Annotated in this window: 21 protein-coding genes and 1 tRNA gene; 4 read left to right on the top strand and 18 right to left on the bottom strand. The window is 41.1% G+C overall.

Going from position 1 to position 18,861, the window contains the following annotated elements; translation table 11 throughout:
* Nucleotides 1–244: 244 nt before the first annotated feature.
* The 5 genes from BN1691_RS08975 to BN1691_RS08955 form a co-directional block, all read right to left on the bottom strand.
* Nucleotides 245–574: a YolD-like family protein gene (locus BN1691_RS08975; RefSeq protein ID WP_048601909.1), complete on the bottom strand. Its 330-nt coding sequence runs from the start codon at nt 572–574 to the stop codon at nt 245–247.
* Entirely contained in the window at nt 571–1,821 is a 1,251-nt protein-coding gene (locus BN1691_RS08970) for a Y-family DNA polymerase (RefSeq protein WP_048601908.1), read from the bottom strand. Before BN1691_RS08970 ends, BN1691_RS08975 begins: the two co-directional genes overlap by 4 nt.
* A gap of 334 nt (nt 1,822–2,155) precedes the next feature.
* Entirely contained in the window at nt 2,156–2,956 is an 801-nt protein-coding gene (locus BN1691_RS14545; RefSeq protein ID WP_048601907.1) for a hypothetical protein, read from the bottom strand.
* Nucleotides 2,957–3,032: 76 nt separating this feature from the next.
* Complete coding sequence (gene tsaA / locus BN1691_RS08960) at nt 3,033–3,521, bottom strand: tRNA (N6-threonylcarbamoyladenosine(37)-N6)-methyltransferase TrmO (RefSeq protein WP_048601906.1); 489 nt, start codon at nt 3,519–3,521, stop codon at nt 3,033–3,035.
* A 246-nt stretch (nt 3,522–3,767) separates the two neighbouring features.
* Complete coding sequence (locus BN1691_RS08955) at nt 3,768–4,718, bottom strand: alpha/beta hydrolase (protein ID WP_048601905.1); 951 nt, start codon at nt 4,716–4,718, stop codon at nt 3,768–3,770.
* A 368-nt stretch (nt 4,719–5,086) separates the two neighbouring features.
* Here BN1691_RS08955 and istB point away from each other — a divergent pair, with 368 nt between their 5' ends.
* A complete protein-coding gene (gene istB, locus BN1691_RS08950) occupies nt 5,087–5,557 on the top strand; it encodes an IS21-like element helper ATPase IstB (RefSeq protein WP_261795594.1) in 471 nt (156 codons plus the stop codon).
* Nucleotides 5,558–6,155: 598 nt separating this feature from the next.
* Here istB and BN1691_RS08945 read toward each other — a convergent pair.
* From BN1691_RS08945 to BN1691_RS08920, 8 genes are all read right to left on the bottom strand, one after another.
* Nucleotides 6,156–6,782: a hypothetical protein gene (locus tag BN1691_RS08945; protein WP_048601903.1), complete on the bottom strand. Its 627-nt coding sequence runs from the start codon at nt 6,780–6,782 to the stop codon at nt 6,156–6,158.
* Between the two features lie 108 nt (nt 6,783–6,890).
* Nucleotides 6,891–7,388, bottom strand: coding sequence for a matrixin family metalloprotease (locus BN1691_RS08940; protein WP_048601902.1), 498 nt, complete (start codon nt 7,386–7,388; stop codon nt 6,891–6,893).
* A gap of 208 nt (nt 7,389–7,596) precedes the next feature.
* Complete coding sequence (locus BN1691_RS08935) at nt 7,597–8,148, bottom strand: accessory gene regulator B family protein (RefSeq protein ID WP_187116868.1); 552 nt, start codon at nt 8,146–8,148, stop codon at nt 7,597–7,599.
* Nucleotides 8,149–8,162: 14 nt separating this feature from the next.
* Nucleotides 8,163–8,321: a cyclic lactone autoinducer peptide gene (locus tag BN1691_RS14145; RefSeq protein WP_076850162.1), complete on the bottom strand. Its 159-nt coding sequence runs from the start codon at nt 8,319–8,321 to the stop codon at nt 8,163–8,165.
* 171 nt (nt 8,322–8,492) lie between these two features.
* Nucleotides 8,493–9,764, bottom strand: a complete 1,272-nt coding sequence (locus BN1691_RS08930; protein WP_187116867.1) for a sensor histidine kinase — start codon at nt 9,762–9,764, stop codon at nt 8,493–8,495.
* Between the two features lie 94 nt (nt 9,765–9,858).
* Nucleotides 9,859–10,974, bottom strand: coding sequence for an IS4 family transposase (locus tag BN1691_RS08925; RefSeq protein WP_048601899.1), 1,116 nt, complete (start codon nt 10,972–10,974; stop codon nt 9,859–9,861).
* A gap of 501 nt (nt 10,975–11,475) precedes the next feature.
* Nucleotides 11,476–11,901, bottom strand: a complete 426-nt coding sequence (locus tag BN1691_RS14140; protein ID WP_197082494.1) for a hypothetical protein — start codon at nt 11,899–11,901, stop codon at nt 11,476–11,478.
* Nucleotides 11,870–11,961, bottom strand: a tRNA-Ser gene (locus BN1691_RS08920). The genes BN1691_RS14140 and BN1691_RS08920 overlap by 32 nt, the downstream gene beginning before the upstream one ends.
* Nucleotides 11,962–12,076: 115 nt before the next feature.
* Here BN1691_RS08920 and BN1691_RS08915 point away from each other — a divergent pair.
* Nucleotides 12,077–13,195 (top strand): mechanosensitive ion channel family protein, encoded by a 1,119-nt coding sequence (locus BN1691_RS08915; RefSeq protein WP_231638377.1) that lies wholly within the window; start codon nt 12,077–12,079, stop codon nt 13,193–13,195.
* A gap of 99 nt (nt 13,196–13,294) precedes the next feature.
* Nucleotides 13,295–13,588: a hypothetical protein gene (locus BN1691_RS08910; protein ID WP_048601898.1), complete on the top strand. Its 294-nt coding sequence runs from the start codon at nt 13,295–13,297 to the stop codon at nt 13,586–13,588.
* A 96-nt stretch (nt 13,589–13,684) separates the two neighbouring features.
* Here BN1691_RS08910 and BN1691_RS08905 read toward each other — a convergent pair whose 3' ends face one another.
* From BN1691_RS08905 to BN1691_RS08885, 5 genes are all read right to left on the bottom strand, one after another.
* On the bottom strand, nt 13,685–13,891 hold the full coding sequence (locus BN1691_RS08905) for an alpha/beta-type small acid-soluble spore protein (RefSeq protein WP_048601897.1): 207 nt from the start codon (nt 13,889–13,891) through the stop codon (nt 13,685–13,687).
* A 95-nt stretch (nt 13,892–13,986) separates the two neighbouring features.
* Entirely contained in the window at nt 13,987–15,396 is a 1,410-nt protein-coding gene (gene selA / locus BN1691_RS08900) for an L-seryl-tRNA(Sec) selenium transferase (RefSeq protein WP_048601896.1), read from the bottom strand.
* Nucleotides 15,397–15,461: 65 nt separating this feature from the next.
* Nucleotides 15,462–16,544, bottom strand: a complete 1,083-nt coding sequence (selD, locus tag BN1691_RS08895) for a selenide, water dikinase SelD (RefSeq protein ID WP_082147092.1) — start codon at nt 16,542–16,544, stop codon at nt 15,462–15,464.
* Between the two features lie 41 nt (nt 16,545–16,585).
* A complete protein-coding gene (gene nfsA, locus BN1691_RS08890) occupies nt 16,586–17,326 on the bottom strand; it encodes an oxygen-insensitive NADPH nitroreductase (protein ID WP_048601895.1) in 741 nt (246 codons plus the stop codon).
* 79 nt (nt 17,327–17,405) lie between these two features.
* Nucleotides 17,406–18,200: an NAD kinase gene (locus BN1691_RS08885; RefSeq protein ID WP_048602747.1), complete on the bottom strand. Its 795-nt coding sequence runs from the start codon at nt 18,198–18,200 to the stop codon at nt 17,406–17,408.
* 155 nt (nt 18,201–18,355) lie between these two features.
* Here BN1691_RS08885 and BN1691_RS08880 point away from each other — a divergent pair, with 155 nt between their 5' ends.
* Complete coding sequence (locus BN1691_RS08880) at nt 18,356–18,802, top strand: YaiI/YqxD family protein (RefSeq protein WP_048601894.1); 447 nt, start codon at nt 18,356–18,358, stop codon at nt 18,800–18,802.
* The last annotated feature ends 59 nt before the right edge of the window (nt 18,803–18,861 follow it).

Below are 18,861 nucleotides of genomic sequence, written 5' to 3'. Positions count from 1 at the left end.
ACAATATAAAAAGCCGCAGCTTCTTGAAATAATGGACTATAAAATCGTCCACATTTCATTTGTAGCTACGACTTCAATATATCCAATATTATTCTTTTATAAACGAACTTATCAGTGTGATTCCATAATATCTCATACCCATGCTAAAGTCAAATCTTTTTTTTAAAAACAAATTTTTGCCTGATTGGTTCATTGCGGAAGCAGAGCTACATCATTGCCATGAACAGTAAATCATCAGGTAATTTCACACCCATTCCAAGCTTATGATGGAGCGTACCGAGACCCAGCTTCGCTCTACCCCTTCCGTTTCAATCCGCACCTGCCCCAACAAGGGATCTAGCGCTGTGATAAGCCCTTGCTGAGTTCGACGTTCACCATCTACAACATACTCTAATCGAATAAAACGATGCTGGGCATAGGCCGTTTGCACCTTCCACTCCAGCTCCTCCAGATACTCATCCACCCAGGCAGGCTCTGAGATCAGCTCCTCCTGGCGTGCCAGACGGGCCAATTGCTCTCGATGCTCTGGTAGCATCAGACTAACCCACTTCTTCGCACCGCGGTCACGGATCATTGCCAATGTCCTCCAATCTTATGTGAACGATCGCGGAAAACACCGCCTGATGATAGACTACGTGCCCACATCACAGAGCTCTTACCATAGCGTTGACGAATTTGGTCCATCACAGCGCCCAGCGCCTTCTTCTTCGTAAAGTCATCAAAAAGACTTAATTGTATCGCTTCATCGGCTTCAAGCTGCTGCAAGGCAAGGCTCAAGCGACGAACAGGTGATCCATTGTAATTTTCTTGAAATAGCCGCCAGGCGGTGTGAAAAATATCGTGGGTCACATTCGTCGGGAAGGGAATGGTGTAAGCGCGTTGGAAGCCGCCGCCGCTCTCCTTGCTATAGCCCACACCTAGCAGAATGGTTCGCCCTACCTTCTTGTTTTGGCGGGAGCGCATCGCTACCTCCTCACTAAGCTCTAAGAGGACGGTAGCCACCTCCCCACCCTCATAATCCCGAAGCAGCGTGATGCCATGACCGATGCTCTTCTGTGGTCCATAGGGCTCAAAGGGCTGTATAACAGGAGAGAGATCAACACCCCAGGCGTGGTAATAGAGCTGGTTCCCCATCACGCCAAACCGCTTCTCCAGCTGCTCTAAGGGAGTCTGTGCGAGATGACCCATGGTGCGGATGCCCATACGATAGAGATGCTCCCGCAAGCGCGAGCCAATTCCCCACACCTCCCCTACAGGCACCGGCCATAGCTTACGCGGTACATCCTCATAGCCACACTGGGCGATCCCCTGCGATTTCCCCTCAATATCGAGAATCACCTTGGCAAGGAAGCGATTGGGACCGATCCCCACACAGGCAGGTAAGCCAAACTCCATGGCGATGGCGTTACGAATATGGCGCGCAATGGTGGGAGCGTCACCCATCAAACGCTCTATCCCATCCACCGTCACCCACGCCTCATCGATGGAATAAGGTAGGATCGCCTCCAAGGGAGCAAAGCGTTGAAAGAGACGTAGCACCTCCATGGACTGCTCCAGATAGTGACCCATGCGGGCATTCACCACATGAATCCGAGGATCATCAGGGATCTGATAAAGGCGATTCCCTGTACGGATATTGAAATCCTTTTTCAAACGCGGCGAGGCGGCGAGAATGACGCTCCCTGAGTGATCCCGATCTCCTACCACGGCAAGATAGGCGCTCATCGGATCCCAACCACGGTCACGGCATTCCACCGACGCATAGAAGGATTTCATATCGATGCAGAGCACATGGTGTTGTGGAAACTGCCGGTAGTCCATGAGCCTGTTCTCCCTTCTTCGATGTACGAACAAGAACATATGTTCTATATTATATTATACGCCGCTCAGCATATTATGCAACTTTGCTCAAATGAATTATACGATCGGTTGGGCGAATCAACGTTTCATCATGGGTTACCATCAGCACGGTTTTGCCTGCATCATTAAGCTGGTGCAAAATATTGATGACCAATGCACCATTCTTTTGCTCCATTGGAGCAGTTCTAGTTTACCATGCATATAAAACAGATTAGGCGAAATAAACAGAAGAAAAGGGAGACTGCTCTCTGTGAGAACAGTCTCCCTTTAGTCAATCCATATTCAATTTTTGAGTTTAACGATGGTCTGGTGAAGAGAAGCCGGATTGCTGATTCTGCTGGCGAACTTGCTGTACGTCGGTGTTAGAGAAATTGGGGTTGAGCATGGATTGTGGGGATGATGAAAAATGCGCAGCACTACCGTAGCCCGCGCCGCCTTGCGGGGAACTCATAAAATTCATCTGTGATTGTTGATTTTGTTGACGAACCTGGTAAGGATCCGTATTGGCAAAATTAGATTGGTGCATAACGCGAGGATCCTGATAAGGCATATTGGATGCATTCATCCCCATCATGCCACTCACATTGCCAGGGGTATAGCCAGCTTGACCACCATAACCTACATTGGAATAGCTGTAACCATAGCCAGAACCACTTTGTGGCGATTGTATAAAGCTTTGCTGGGAAAGCTGATTCTGCTCCCGAACCTGTTGCACATTGGTATTGGAAAAGTTGGGATCAAACATCATCCGTGGATCGCTGGACATCATCCCTTGGTTGTACCCATAGCCCCCACTGTAATGACCATAGCCTGCACCGCCTTGGGGAGATTGGGCAAAGCTTTGGGCAGATTGTTGATTTTGCTGGCGAACCTGATAGGGATCGGTGTTAGAGAAATTGGGGGAGAACATGCTCGATGGAGTACCGCTATATCCCATCATGCCGGAATAGCCCGCATTCCCCATATTCATACTACCGTAAGAGCTACTACCCATTGCGCTCTGTTGATTCTGCTGACGTACTTGCTGAATATCTGTGTTGGAAAACTGCGGTTGGAACATTGAACTTGGATGTTGACCATATTGGTTTTGATTCATTGTTTATACACCTCCACGCATAAGATGCGCAGAGGTGGCAAAATTATACCTTTCTAAACTCATCATTTTGCAGAAATTACTTATTACGAAAACGCTGATCAGAGCGAGTACGATCCACCCGTTGAACATTATGGGTAAACCAGCCGATCTGTACATCGCCTACTGGTGTATCAAACTGGGGAACATAAGGTTTGAGATCGAGAAGCGGTGTTCCATCGAGGATATCCACATCCTCAATCCAAAGGGTATTCCCCTCCACCTTCTGAAGACGGACCACTGAAAGACCGATGGCATTCGGTCGATGAGGTGCGCGAGTAGCGAAGATCCCATGTGATTGATTGTCGAGAAAGGGCTTCACCTCCAAGGCATAGCCTGCTTCCTGATGAAGATGGTAGAGAAGAATCAAATGACTCATCCCTTCAATATCCTTCAAGCCCGCTTGAAACTCCGGTTCAATCGTAATACTCCCTTGAACACCGCGAGCACCTGCTGGCTGAATAGGCATCCCGGCTACCTCTTGAAAGGGTGAATGAATGGTGCCGATGGATTGAAATGTAATCTGCATGACGATGGCCCTCTTTTCTTAGAAAATTGACTCATATCAAAAAGAGTACCATATTGCACTAAGTACCAACCCATTTGTCACAAAATTGTAGAAGATCCTTACATGATCCTCTTCAGAGCCTCCTCATTCTCCATTGAGCCTCTCATGACTAAAGCCACGAGTGTTCTCGGCTATTCCATAAAAAATAGTGACCGCCTCACGTTAACGCTTTGGCAATCACCATGTTATTTTTGATGCTTATTTTGTTCATTGAAGATTACCCAAGTACTGTCGGATTTCAAGGTCAATTCTATTATACTTGATATCATGCACATAATGAGAACAGTCTAATTCTATTAGTGCTCCATTGCTGCAATTCAAAATAAAATCATTCTGATATTTTCTCCACTCCGCTTCGCTCCAGCCTGTTCCTTCTCCGTTGGAAGAAAAAATCAATATCGGCACATCGGGTATGCCGCCTTCAGCAACCTTCTTGGCACTCGTTTTGATTTGCTGCACTTCTCTCAGCATATCTGCTGTTGCAGTTCGCCTGTAAAAGACCACCTTATAAAGTTCCTTTTCATCCTCTGTGAGCGTACCATATTTCACCGCATCGCTTTCTGCTAGGCTCGGAACCCATCTGGTAATACCTACATTTGCAACAAAGGCACCTAGCTGAAGAATGGGCAAATTGATTTGGTAGCTCTCGTAAGACTGCGGGACAGACATATCTAGTCCGATAATAGCCTTTACTTCCTCAGGGTACTGCTGCGCCCAATACAAGGCTTCTATGCCCGACATAGAGTGCGGGCATAAAACATAGGGGCTTTCTATACCTGCTAACCGTAACGCCTCACGCGTTTCAGACAATACGGTATCTATATCGCGAGGCGTATCCGCAGTGATCTCGCTAAAGCCATAGCCCGCCTTTTCCACTACTGCAATTCGGTATGTATCACTTAGCAACGAATACAGCGACTTAAAATCAAACACCGGGGAACTGGTTCCTCCGCCCGACAGGAACACAAGCGTTGTATCACCGGATCCTTCCGTATACACATTCATCATGTGACCGTTTACTTCAACTTGCGTACCGACTGATTGAAATCGTGCATCTTCTTTTGACAATTGTATTCTGTGATTGATGTAACTGACAGTAAGAAATATTATAAGCAATGATAAAAAGACAATACCAATTCGTTTGAATATCTTTTTCATGTAATCCTTCCTTATATGGGAGTATACGAATAATTGGAATTCTCTTTTCTATTTTGACATGTAAAACAAAAGAAGTCGACTCATTTTCGGTTTGCTAAGAGAAAGCGTTTCTATATTCCGATTATTCTAACTATTGTGGAAATCAACTGTGGAAACCAAGCTATTCTTTAATTAGTGTCTAATGACTCAATTTTTAATACAATTTAGCAATACTCGATTAACGCTAAAAGGAATATTAACGCTAAATTGTGCACACCCTATTTTAGCTTATTTCATTTCTTTCTAATAATTGGGTAAAACTTGTTGAGAAATTTCGACAAAAATCGGGGGCTACCTGGTACCTTTGCGAGGGGAAGAACTATTTTCCCCTGAGCTTGCTATTATTCTTTGGGTCATCTGGAGTTGGAAAAACTCACTTAGCTGTAGCAATTGGAGTTGCCGCAGCTAAAAGGAGAAACATGGTATATTTCATATCTTGCCATGATTTGATAATGCAACTGAACAAAGCACATACTGAAAACAGATTAGAAACTAAATTGAAACATTTTGCAAAATATAGATTACTCATAATTGATGAAATTGGATATTTACCTATTGATAAGCAGGGAGCCAATTTACTATTTCAATTAATTAATAAAAGATATGAAAAGAATTCGACTATCATTACTACAAATCAGCCATTTAGTAAATGGGGAGAGGTATTTTCAGATATAACCTTAGCAAATGCAATTCTGGATAGATTGATTCATCATTCAAGTATTATTAAGATTACAGGACCTTCTTACAGATTAAAAGACAAGATTGATGTTTTGGAATCTAAAAAAAGTAGCAATAGTTGATTCTAATAATCCTACATTTTGGGATTGACATTAACAGATGGTAATATAACGAACTTGCCCTTCATGTTTTTGTATCTTATTGGGTATTAAGATATTTTCCACATATTAATTCACCCTAAAATCAGAGAGGCTTTCAGAACTAAAACAAAGAATCTCCTAAAACTTCACTAAATTTAATGGAGTCGCCATAATGGTGCCAACTCAAAACTCTATATAACGGGAAGCATTAGGGTTTACGATTGTAACCAGAAAGAGTAATTGCACAAGTTCGGCGAGCATCTAATAATGTATTGTAATAAGATTCAGCCCCAAACCACGTATGTGGAATACTTGTAGTGGCAGTAGTCCAGACTTTTCCAATCGCACCAAATTCCAATAGCCTCCACTATTATTAACTGTTGCCTCTAAATGAACATTTGCTCAAGTTAAAGGTTTGATGTGATAATAATAAGAAGAAGCCATTGGAGTTACTACTTTTCTAAGTCTACAAGCACCACTTTCATCAATTTTTGCCGTTTTGTGCCGCTATGTCTGCTTCACGATTTAGCGACATTGTCTGCTTCAATCACTTTCATCCTTTCTTTTTCAACAAAATAATTTATTCTTCTTCAAATGATTTAAATCGTTTTCTCTCAAATTTCACTTCATCTTTAACATACTTTTTATAATTATTATACTCTTCACTAGATACTATTTCTTGTTTATTGCTTACATTTAATTCAATAGCTGAATAAGGCATTCCTTGACCTAATCTACCATCAGCTTCTGAAGCTGCAACTAAAATATAATATTTTCCACTTTCTAGTAATTGATCGCCTTCTAGCAATGATATACTTTTACCATCATAATTCACACCACCATGTTTAAAAAATTCAATTGGCTTATTTTTCTTTAAATTACCTTTTAGATTGTCTATAACAGTAATTGAATATACAGTATATGGCTTTCCTGTGATAGTACCATCTTCACTTTCATGAACATTTGTATATTCTGTTCTTAATTCATCTTCAACCTTTGCAACAAAAACATAATCTCCCCACCCTACTATTTCTTCAGGATTATCAATATTTACCATAAAACTTCCGTCATCATACACTACAGGCACTTCAGAGCTTAGTGTAAAGCTATCATATGTTTTTGACATTTCATTACTAGAATTATCACTACAACCAGAAATTGTAGTAATCATTAATATTGCCACCACTAATGCTACTAACTTTTTCATTCAAATACCTCCTTAAAATATTATTTATATTCAATTAATTTATTCATTTACAAAATTTATACTAATAATTTGCTTGAAATATCTCTGTATTCATTCATTGCAGCTTAATTAATATAATTTAGCAGCTTCATCATATGAATCTTTGTCATCTTGATGCAAAGTTATCGGAAAATAATGTGCATTTGTCATAAGCGCACTTATATTTTTAGTGTTATGTCCTAAACCTAATGCATGCCCTAATTCATGAGCAGCAACAGATTTTTTTTCATCAGCATCTAAATCTTCCATACTATATATATTGAAATAAATTTTAGCGTTAACTCTATCTCTGTAACCGTAATAACCAGCTGTCGCTGAATCTATATCAGTTACGAATATATCTTCAATAACATAAGGACTATCTTCTCTAATAACACCACTTTTGTAGCCATTCCACAACTTCATTCCCCATACAGTTTGACTATAATACGTTGTATCGTAGTCCCAATCTAGATGTCCTCCAGAATCTACATTATCGCCTGTTCCTAAATATGAAGCAGCAAAAACATTTGTTGCGCCCATTAGCATAGATAATAATAAGAAACCTGTAATTAATGTCTTTTTCATAAATATTCCACCTTTCATCTCTATATTTTCGAAATATTTGTAACATATAAGATTTTCATTGATTTTTTGTTAAATCATTTTCCAAACTTTATTGAATAATTTTTTTAACTCACTATCCCTGCCGATATCGTAATCCCTAAACACATTACGAAAATAAAAATATTTACTCTTAAAACAAATAAAATAGAAATTAAACAACATTTAATACCTATGCCCATTGTGCTTTAATAACAAACAATGCTGCCACTAGATTACCTAGACATATTGTTAAAATTATAGTGTTTAGACTCCAAAAGAACAAAAGTGTTATTATAAGACACATCACTACTAAATGGAAAATCCTTTTTTTGCGATAGTATTTTTTCTCTTCTTCATCAAGTGGCTTAGTAGGTGTTTCTACTGGTGCTAGCTTTATAAGTATTGGTATAGATATTATAAGAATTATTACTCCAACTACAGGTATAAATTCTTTTGGTGTAAACTTTACTATCGGCAACACCAGTGCCACAATTCCACTTGATAGTAGATAACAGTTTATTGCCTTTTGACAGTGATAACCACCTGCATATGTACGAATGAGAGAAAAAGATAGAAGGAAGACAAGGCTTTCAAATACCATTTCAAACAAAAAACCTAATACTATTGTTGTTATAATATTGAAACAAAGCTCAATACCAGTACTAAGGCCATAAACTATTAAATCCTTATCTTCACCCTTACTTATCTCTTTTTCAATCAGAACATCTGCAAGCTTGTTCATTTCTTTTGTAAACATTAAAATTTACGAAATTTTTTAGCTGAATCTGGTAGCTTTGGCTGATGGGCAATGTATACGCAAGCAGTATTTACATTTAATGCTGTCACTACCAATGCAAGTGAGGCAACCATACTTCCCAACCTGTATACCCACTTTTCTTTTTTAAACTTTTTCATTAACACATTACCTCCTTGGTATAAATTCCCAATATAAGTTTATTATATACATTTTTAAGATTTGTGCGGACTTAGGGTATAAATGATTGAATTTAGGGTATAAGTGATGAATTTTAAGGTTATAAAATAAAATTAGAGATGGAAAAACTTATCCCATCTCTAATTTTATTTTTAATTTTTGTATGGAACTATAACAGCTACAGAGAAAGTATCACTAGTATACTCTGTTCTTATTTCTCCACCGTAACTTTCTAAAGATTTTTCTATATTAGCAAGTCCTATCCCATGATTGGCTTTAAAGGATTTTGTAGTTTTAAATTTGCTATTATCAATAATTAACTTGCCGTCAAAAGAGTTATCCATTAAAATAATTAGATTTCCCATACTGCAACTTATTTGTAAATCTAATTTCTTGTTGTCTGATTGCAGGATAGCGGTGATAGCGTTATCAAGTAAATTACCTAGTATAACAGTAATATCGTACGCAAAAATATTAATAGATTGTGGAACACTTATATCTACAAATATTTTTGTATCAGTATTTTGCAACTTTCTCAGTTTAAAATTAACAATGCTGTCAATCACAAAATTATTAGATTGAGAAAATGCCCCACTATCTATTTCCTTTAAAATTTTCCGTATGTAAGGTTCCACTTCATCTTTTTTATCATTTTTGTACATTTCGTCGAGCATAATTAAATGATTTTTAATATCATGTTTAAGTGATTTAATGGATTCAGTGGACTGACTAATAATTTCTGCTTGGTTTTCATATGCAATATTTTGCTGCTTTAAAATATTTTTTTCGTTCATTGCAATAATTGAATTATATATTTTTTCATCTATTACTATCATAGTCACATTGACAATAATTAAAATAGATCCGCTGATAAGTACATTATATAGTGTTAAATTATCATTTTCTAAAGAAGTTACAAATAAATATAATGTTCCAAATAAGATAACAATAAGAGCTAAATAATAAATCTGGGGTATAGGAAAATCTTCCTTCCTTGAACTTTTGTATTTATTTAACAAATAAGCTACAATCAAAGTTATTGTTCGTATTAGTATCAAGCCTACAACTGAGTTAAAAGTACTATTATGAATTGCTGAAATATCTATGAACCCAATACTTACTGAAACAATAATTTCGATTACAAACAATATTGCATAAATAAGGGATGAAAAAATAATTTTCTTCTGAATGGAACTCTCATAATTTAAAGAAATAATAAACAAAAAGTTTAATGTGAAAATCAATGTAATTAACGGAACTTTAGTAATAAATATTAAAACTGAAGATGAAACAAAATACAATAAATAAGATAGTTTTTCTATTCTGCTATTATAAACATTTTCATTAAAAAAAGTATGAAATAATTCACTAGTGTTGTATAAATAAAGATAGAATATTTTGTTTATTGATTCTCTCGCTTTCAAGTTAAAAAAGGAAAACTCGAACAAAAAGTGGTTCTGTCCATTTGGCATATTTATACAATTTAATCAAAGGGGCAACAACGACAGATACCATTTCTTAAGGGACCGTACGGTCCTCCATGCGACGAACCCATTGATTGGCTGGTTTCCAAAGCAAACGTTTGAGCCAACGTTGAATCTGAAGTATTTTCCGCTGACGATTCATCTCTAGCTGAATCAAAACATGAAGGCAATATACGATCAATGCCGTATAGATTTGATTTTTGACAGCATTTTCACTTTCACCATAGAACGTTTTAATCTTCACATGCTGCTTCAACCATTTGAAGAATAGCTCAATCGCCCAACGGGCACGATAGATCTCGCTCACTTCCTCCGGAAGAATATCAAATCGATTCGTAATCAATCGAAGTGTTTTCCCGCGATGATCGAGCACTTCAACGAGTCGGAAAACGTTTTCTGCAAGGCTTGGTGAGGTCCCTAGCCAAACCATTTGATCCGAAAGGATCGCAGGATTTTCACCGGTGTCAAAAGATTTAATGGGATGAGTGACGGCATTAGCTTTCAAACGGGACACGAAAAAATAGCCGTCATCCGTCATACGATCAAAGCGTTCGTAATCGATGTAACCTCGATCAAACACATAAGTCGCGTTCTTGTCATCGATGAGAACTTCCAATTGCCCGCGATCGTGTTCTTTAGCGGGTGTAATCGTGAGTTGGTCAGGATAGGTCATGTGTTGGTCCATCATTACTAAGCGTAGATGGACTTTAATTCCTGCCTTCGTCTTTCGAAAATCCGCCCAAGCATACTTCCCTAAATTCAACGGGATAGTAGTTGAATCAATGATATTCAATGGCATGGATGGTTGGGTCTTTTGATGGAAAGCCTTTATTTTACTGACCAGTTGGAAGAATATCATGGCCATCACATCCGATGGAATTTCACGATTCCGTCGCGATAGCTGGGATACGCTAATCGATTGAAAACCTACGGTTTCCTGAAGACCTTCATCAACAAGAGCATCGCTCATCTCATGTAAGCTATCCCATTGATTGAGCTGAGCGAGAAGCATTAATTTCAAGTAAGCTTCTGTCGTTAGCTTCTTTGTGTAGTAGTCAAGTTTCCTTATTTTGACCTGTTCATCAAAAAAGTCAGTATTGATGGGTGAAATCCATTTACCAAATGACGAAAATAGTGTATCCTTGTCCATGTGAGTGATCCTTTACGTTGGATTTGGACAGGAACCACCTGTCCTTCCATTGTAAAGGATTATTTATTGTATGGACCAATAAATATTGAATCTTTTTTATATTTTGAATCATCTGCGTAAATTAATGCAACACTAGTGATTAAATCATTATTAATTATTCTTCAAAACAATAATGGCAAGCAGGGCAAGGTGGTACACACCTTGCGATTTTGCATAAAATTCCCTTACGGAATTTTTGCCAAATCTGCTTGTTGGGTAGTATCCCCAATCCCCATTGAACACACAATAAATTGTGTGGCTACGCTCCCTATGGGAGCTGAAAAATCATAAGTAATATTACCTCTGTTCTTTGTGTTTTCCCTTTTCTTTCTCCAATATGTCCTCACCTAAAAGACGGTCAATATTTGCCTTTGCAGTCAATATATTTTTCATTTCTTTTTTTGTGGAATGGTATAGTGAATAAGCTTTTTTCTTTTCAGAAAGAAGTTCAGAAAATTCAGTTTACAAAGCCTTTATTGTTGGAATCTTTTTATCATCTAATTCATCAAAAGCAGCCTTTGCAGCTTTGTGTAAAAGTAATTCAGCAGTATGTTCTTCATAGAATTTTTTAGAATATCCCGCCTTACGATAAGCGGTATAAGTATCACGGGTTTTTGAATAGTTTATAATATGCGTTTTAAGATTTGCTATCTCTGTCATACGCTTTTCAGCATCTCTAATTTGAGTCGATAATTGATTAAAATTATCCGTTATAGTTTGTGCTTTTTTTTCTAAATCCTTATAGTCAAGCAGGTTATTTTCTGTTAAGTAATTCATCGTCTGTGCCATCTGTTTTAAATTAAAAATCTTTGCCCATCGTTCATATCCGGCACCTTTTCCTGCTTGCAATTTTGCTTGGCGGAGGAGGAGGGATTTGAACCCTCGCACGGGTAGAACCCGCCTAATGATTTTCGAGACCATCCCCTTCAGCCGCTTGGGTACTCCTCCGAATAAACAATTTATATCGCAACAGATTTATATTATAATGTATTTTGTCCCCTATGGCAATTCTTTTTATCTTAGCTATAGCAGGTAAAACAGACAGAATTAAAGGAGGATTACCTTGACCACATGGGATAATATCTGGAATCATCTGCTCAATTTAACCGACTGGATTCACTTTGCCATCGCCGTTGGGATCTTTCTTGCTTTTCTCCTGTTCCGACAGATATTTACCAAATACATATTTACGCTCTTCTTAAAAATCTCTAAGCGAACCAGCCTAAAAATGGATGAGAAGCTATTACTGGCCTTCGAAGCCCCCTTACGTTGGTTAATCGTGGTGTTGGGTATCTATTTTTCAGCTCATTATTTCCTTGAAAATCCGCTCTACGAGGCAAAATTACTGCATTTATTACGAACTGCTCTGATCTTTCTCGTTGGTTGGGGTCTCTTCCGCCTTGCTGATGAGTCCTCCACCCTCTTTACCCGTCTCCATCTTGCATCCAATGGGAAGGTCGACAAAATTTTAATTCCTTTTCTTTCGAAGCTAACTCAGTTTATTGTGGCTGCCCTTACCATTACCATTCTTCTCGAGGAATGGGGCTTCAATGTAAGTGGCTTCGTCGCTGGTCTAGGTCTTGGCGGACTTGCCTTTGCCCTTGCTGCGAAAGACTCCCTCAGCAACCTATTGGGTGGTGTAGTGATTATTATTGAACGGCCCTTCTCCATTGGTGACTGGATTCAATCAGGTACCATTGAAGGAACTGTAGAGGATATTACCTTCCGTAGCACCAAGATCCGCACCTTTGCTCAGGCCGTGATTACCGTCCCCAATTCCGAGCTAGCGAACTCGCCGATTACCAACTGGTCACAGATGGGGAAGCGACGAGTCACCTTTAATCTAGGTGTCAGCTATGATACATCCCGCGTTGCCATGCAGGAGGTAGTGGAGGAGATTCGCGCTGTTCTCACCGAGCATGAGGGGATTCATCCTGATACCATCAGCGTTTTCTTCGATGCTTATGGTGCATCTAGCTTAGACATTAAGATCACCTTCTTCACGAAAAGTACGGCTCTAGCCGAACATTCTCAAGTGAAGGAAGAGATCAATTTTAAGATTATGGAGATTTTAGAGAAGCATCATGTCTCTTGTGCCTTCCCCAGCACCAGTATTTATTTTGAAAATGGTTTGCGAGTTATCGGTACTACCCCAGCAGAAGAAGCAAAATCAAATCATTAAGGGTCAAAGGGCAAGCGCCCAAAATAAAGGGTAGGCGGGTACCATCTAGTCATTCGTACATATACTGGTAGGGCAACCAACCAAGAAAGGATGATTATGATGCAACCCGTTCAACCTGATGAATGGATGGGGACGATAAGTCAGCCAGGGCAGGTACCTGAGCAACCAGGCTGGTATCCCGTTTGGCAGCCCATGGAGATGAACCTAGGAGAACAACAGGATGCAGCGGTTCAACAATTTGGACGCCGACGGTATCCCAATCCAGCAGGTGCTCTACTTCCATTCTTGCTCTTTCCCTTCTTTTATCGTTATCCTATTTATCCACCATACCCATATCCACCCTATCCCTATCCACCGTATCCTTATCCGCCCTATCCCTACCCCTACCGCTAATTCAAGTTCATCTAAAAAAACCGTCCACCTTGGCGCAGGGTGGACGGTTTGATTTGCAGAGGGTAAGCCGTTAGATAAATAGATGAAGATCATGGATTAATAGCCAGAGTTACGTGCTAATTGCTGCTCAGCGTACTGTACTAAACGCTTCGTGATTTCCCCACCAACGGAACCGTTTTGGCGGGAAGTAGTGTCTGGACCAAGGTTAACGCCGAACTCTTGAGCGATCTCATATTTCATTTGGTCAAGAGCTGCGTTCGCTTGAGGTACTACAAGATTGTTTGTGTTAGAGTTGTTAGCCATTCTCTTCACCTCCTTACAGGCTTATGATGTGATCTTCGGGGACCAAATATGCTTTATTTTTGTGGTAATTGTTGTTGAAAAAGCAAAACTCTCCCCTATTGAAGGGAAGAGTAGCTATGATTTAGATGCTCTGCCACAAGAGGGAGCTCTGCTTCCTGAATGGTTCGGAAATCGAGAATCAGTTGTTCATTTTCAATACGTCCAATTAAGTGAGGAGGCTGTTGTCGTAGCGCCCGCTCCAAATGGTGAAGGGCACAGCGTGTCGGGGTCACAGCGATTCCTACTGATGGTAGCGTCACCAAGGGCAGCGTACCACCACCTACTTGGGACTGGATCTCACAGAGCGAAGTGACCTCTTGAACCTCTGGAGAGAGTAGATCATAGCAACGCACAGCCTTCTCCCGAATCTCTTCAGCGGTATGTAAGACATCGCGGAGTGTAGGAATCTTATCATACTCTTGATTGAGATAATGGCGGAGCGTAGTCTCAAGGGCAGCCAGCGTCATCTTATCCACCCGTAATACCCGAGCCAGCTGATTCTTCTTCAACCGTTGAATCAACGCTTTTTTACCAGCAATAATCCCTGCTTGTGGTCCGCCCAATAGCTTATCACCACTAAAGGTAACCAGATCTACACCTGCTGCGAGAACTTCCTGGACTAACGGCTCATCACCAATATGATGCTCATGGAAGGGGAACATCACGCCACTTCCTAAATCCTCTACGACAGGAATACCATGGGCGTGCCCGAGCTGAACAAGCTCTTCTCGTTCAACCACCTGCGTGAAACCAACGATCCGAAAATTGCTGGTATGTACCTTCAATAGCATGGCTGTCTCAGGGTGAATGGCTCCCTCATAGTCGGATAGCTTGGTCTTATTCGTGGTACCCACCTCGACGAGCTGAGCCCCGCTCTCCTCCATAATAGATGAGATTCGGAAGGATCCACCGATCTCCACGAGCTCGCCACGGGAGATCACCACCTCTTTCTCCCTTGCTAGTTCACGGAGTACCAGATAGACAGCCGCAGCATTATTGTTCACCACCATGGCTGCTTCCGCCTGGGTCAGCCGCGTAAGCAACTCCTCCACATGAACATGACGCGAGCCTCGTACGCCATCCTCGATTTCGTATTCTAATGTGGAATAATGGGAAGCTACATCACAGACATGCTGAATCGCTTCTTCGCTAAGTACAGCACGTCCCAAATTAGTATGAAGCACAACCCCAGTAGCATTGATCACAGGATGGAGGGAATTCTGAAGCCACTGCTGAAGGCGCAGTAGAAGACCAGCCAAGACCTCTTCCTGAAAGCTGGTCACTTCATGGGCCCCTTCCCACTGATCTGCCAAAATCTGCTGGCGGATGATCTGTAGATGAGTCTGTGCCTCCGCCACTAGCAAGCGATTGGAAAGCTGATGCTTCTTCGCCAAGGCTTCCACTTCTTCATTAGATATGAGCTGATTCACTGCTGGTAATGCTCGTAGTAATTGCTGCTCCTTCATTTGCTGTCCTTCCTTTTTAGGATGAGCCTATTGAGTGATGCCTCGTCAATCCATTGAGAAGATGATTACTTCGTGGGATTCACCGCAATCCACACATCCTCACGCTCACTCACTTCTCCAATAATCTGCGCATCTGTAACCCCTTGTTGATGCAATTGCATAAGTGCATCCTCCGCTTGATCAGGAGGAAGACTAACAAGGAGTCCACCTGATGTCACCGCATCACAAAGGATAATAGGCTCTACATCCTGTAATTGATTGAATCGTGTAACAGGTGCTAAGAATCGTAGGTTGGCCTTGGAACCACCTGGTAAAACATCGAGTGCTGCTAGGTCATAGGTCCCTTCAAGAATCGGAATCTGATCCATCCAGAGCTGGAAGGTCACCTGACTGGCCTCTGCCATTTCCCGTGCATGACCTACTAAACCAAAGCCGGTCACATCGGTACAAGCATGGACATCATAATTCTTCAACACATCATAAGCATATTTATTTAAGGTGGCCATTACCTTGGTAACATGCTCCTCAAGCTCAGGAGGCACCTTACCCCGTTTAATCCCAGTGGTGACTGCACCAACACCGATGGGCTTCGTCAGAATGATTTTATCACCAGGCTTGGCTCCTGCAATGGTCCAGAATTGATCAGGATGAACAATCCCGGTAACCGAGAGACCAAATTTAGGCTCCTGATCGTCTACCGAGTGACCACCGATAATCCGCGCACCTGCTTCATTCACTTTATCAAATGCCCCACGGAGTATTTCTGCAAGTACATGGGGGGGCAGTTTTTTAATGGGATAACCAACGATATTCATGGCAGTAATAGGCTGTCCGCCCATGGCATAGACGTCACTCAAGGAGTTAGCTGCTGCGATCTGACCATACTGGTATGGATCATCTACTACAGGGGTAAAAAAGTCTAAGGTTTGGATAATAGCAATTTCATCAGTGAGCTTATAAACTCCTGCATCATCAGGTACATCAAGGCCTAATAGTACATTGGGATCTGGGGCTTGCTTAGGAATTTGACACAAAACTTGTGCCAGGTCCTCTGGACCAATTTTGCAGCCTCAGCCTGATTTTGAGGAGGTAGTGGTTAAACGTATTTTTTCTTCTTCTAGCACGATTGTCACTCCTTTCTTTTTCATTATAGCTTAAATAAATAATATTTATAGGGTGGAAATCATTTTTAGTCAAAGCGGAAGCCTTGCTTTTCCAGGTATTCCCTCAGATGTGTGCGACTAGGCTTTTTGACATAACCCATTACCGATTCCGTCCAGGTATCCGTCCGCTTGCCACCTGTTCGCTTCGTGTAGTAAGCTTGCACCACCTTATCATACTGCGCTAATAGCTCCTGCTCTTCACTTGGAGTCAGCTGATACCTCTCCTTGTGATATACCGCAGCTAAGGGGAGACGAGGCTTTAACTCAGGCTCATGGTCTGGATAGCCTAGGCACATGCCAAAGACAGGATAAATAAATTGGGGTAGCTGCAAAAGCTCACTCACCTGAGCAATCTGATTACGAATCCCGCCAATATAAACACCGCCAAGACCTAGGCTCTCTGCTGCAACCATAACATTTTGGGCCATGAGAGCGGTATCGAGGCTAGCCATGAGAAATAATTCGAGATTGTTACCCTGAAATGGTGTCTGATGCATCTCCCCTGCCAAGGCAAGCCGCTCGACATTAGCACAAAAAACCAGAAAATGACTGCAGGTTGCCACATATGGATTGCTGGTCAATTCAGCAAGCTGCGCCTTCCTGTCTGAATCAGTGATGCTAATAACAGAATAGGTTTGTAAAAAGCTTGATGTAGAAGCCGCTTGTCCTGCCTTGATCACGTCTTCAATCCATGCCTCTGGTATGGTCTCATCGGTAAATTTACGAATGGATCGATGGCTCTTCAATAATTGAATTACTTGATTCATACGATTCACTCCTTCGCCAAAAATTATAAATGTGAAAACAATCTATTAAGGAATGATTTTCCTCCGCTAAAGAGATAATCTACTCCTTGATAAAGGAAGCGCGTACCCGCATCCAAAAGGGAAAATTGCGATAACGAACGAAGCGAATCTTTTCATCAGCCATCCGAACCTTCACTTGGTCAATCTTCAGATTCTGCATGGTAAGATGATCGATATGGATCTGATAGGTCATCTCTTGACTAGGGGTAATCACACAATGATGATGCTTCGGCAACACGATGGAAGAGCCGATGGTTCGATAGACACGATTATTAATGGAAGCCATCTCCGCCACTTGAATCGCTTCGATGGAGGGGTGGAGGATAGCTCCCCCAAGACTTTTATTATATGCGGTACTTCCTGATGGAGTTGAGATACAGAGTCCATCACCACGAAATTGTTCAAACTCATCGCCATTAATGGAGACCTGTGCCACCATGGTACCGGTTAATGACTTAATCACGCATTCATTCAGCGCGAGATAATTACGCACCTCATTCTCCATGATCAATTGAACATGAACTAGAGGATATTCCACCGTCTCGTAGGCATCGGAAAGCAGAATTTTTTCCAATAGCTTGTCGATATCCTCCGGCTTCCAATCGGCATAAAAACCCAGACGACCAGTATGTAAACCCACAAAAGCAACTTCCTCTAAGTGCCCAACATACTGATGAAATGCCTCCAGCATCGTCCCATCTCCTCCCACACTGAGGACAATATCAGGGACGTCACAGGTTTGTGTCCAACCTGCATGGATTAGAATATTGGCAATGCGCCGTTGGATGGAACGGGAGATCTCATCATCACGTACTACAATATCGAAACATTTCATGGCCATGGCTCCTTCACCTTATAGATCGCTGATATTGTACCATAAGTATGGATAATTGGCACCATTCCCTTCTCCTACCTTTTCCTTATAGTATGAATAGGCTAGAATACAGATAAGGCTTCCTTATGTTGTGATAAGTGGTAGGTGATGAAGTGATGTTTACGATCTATATCGATGCAGATGCTGCTCCTAAATCAGTGATGGCCATTGTTCAGGAATTGGCCACTCGCTACACTATTCCTTATTATACTGTTGCCAATTATCATCATCAGTTTGCTTCGCCCCATCATATTACCGTAAGTGATGGGGCGGATTCCGCTGATTTTAAAATCATCTCCCTGGTACAGCATGGCGACATCGTCATTACCCAGGATTATGGCTTAGCCTCTCTGGTCATTGCGAAGGGTGCAGATGTACTCACCTCTTATGGTGAGCAACTTACTGCTCATAATATCGATCATTATCTGGCAATCCGTGCAGAATCCAGTCATCTTCGCCGTCAGGGAATCCGAACCAAAGGGCCACGAAAGCGAAAAATCAAGGATGATGAGCTCTTTCTGGAAACATTGGAGCAACTACTGCAGGAGAAGCTAGCACCATAGAATGCATATGTACCTATATATTGTAATATTAGTTAATACATGTTATAATCAACTCAATT

The sequence above is a fragment of the Rubeoparvulum massiliense genome (assembly GCF_001049895.1).
Taxonomy (GTDB): domain Bacteria; phylum Bacillota; class Bacilli; order Rubeoparvulales; family Rubeoparvulaceae; genus Rubeoparvulum; species Rubeoparvulum massiliense.
The sequence above is the reverse complement of the archived record's forward strand: the minus strand, read 5'-3'. Positions and strand labels throughout refer to the sequence as shown.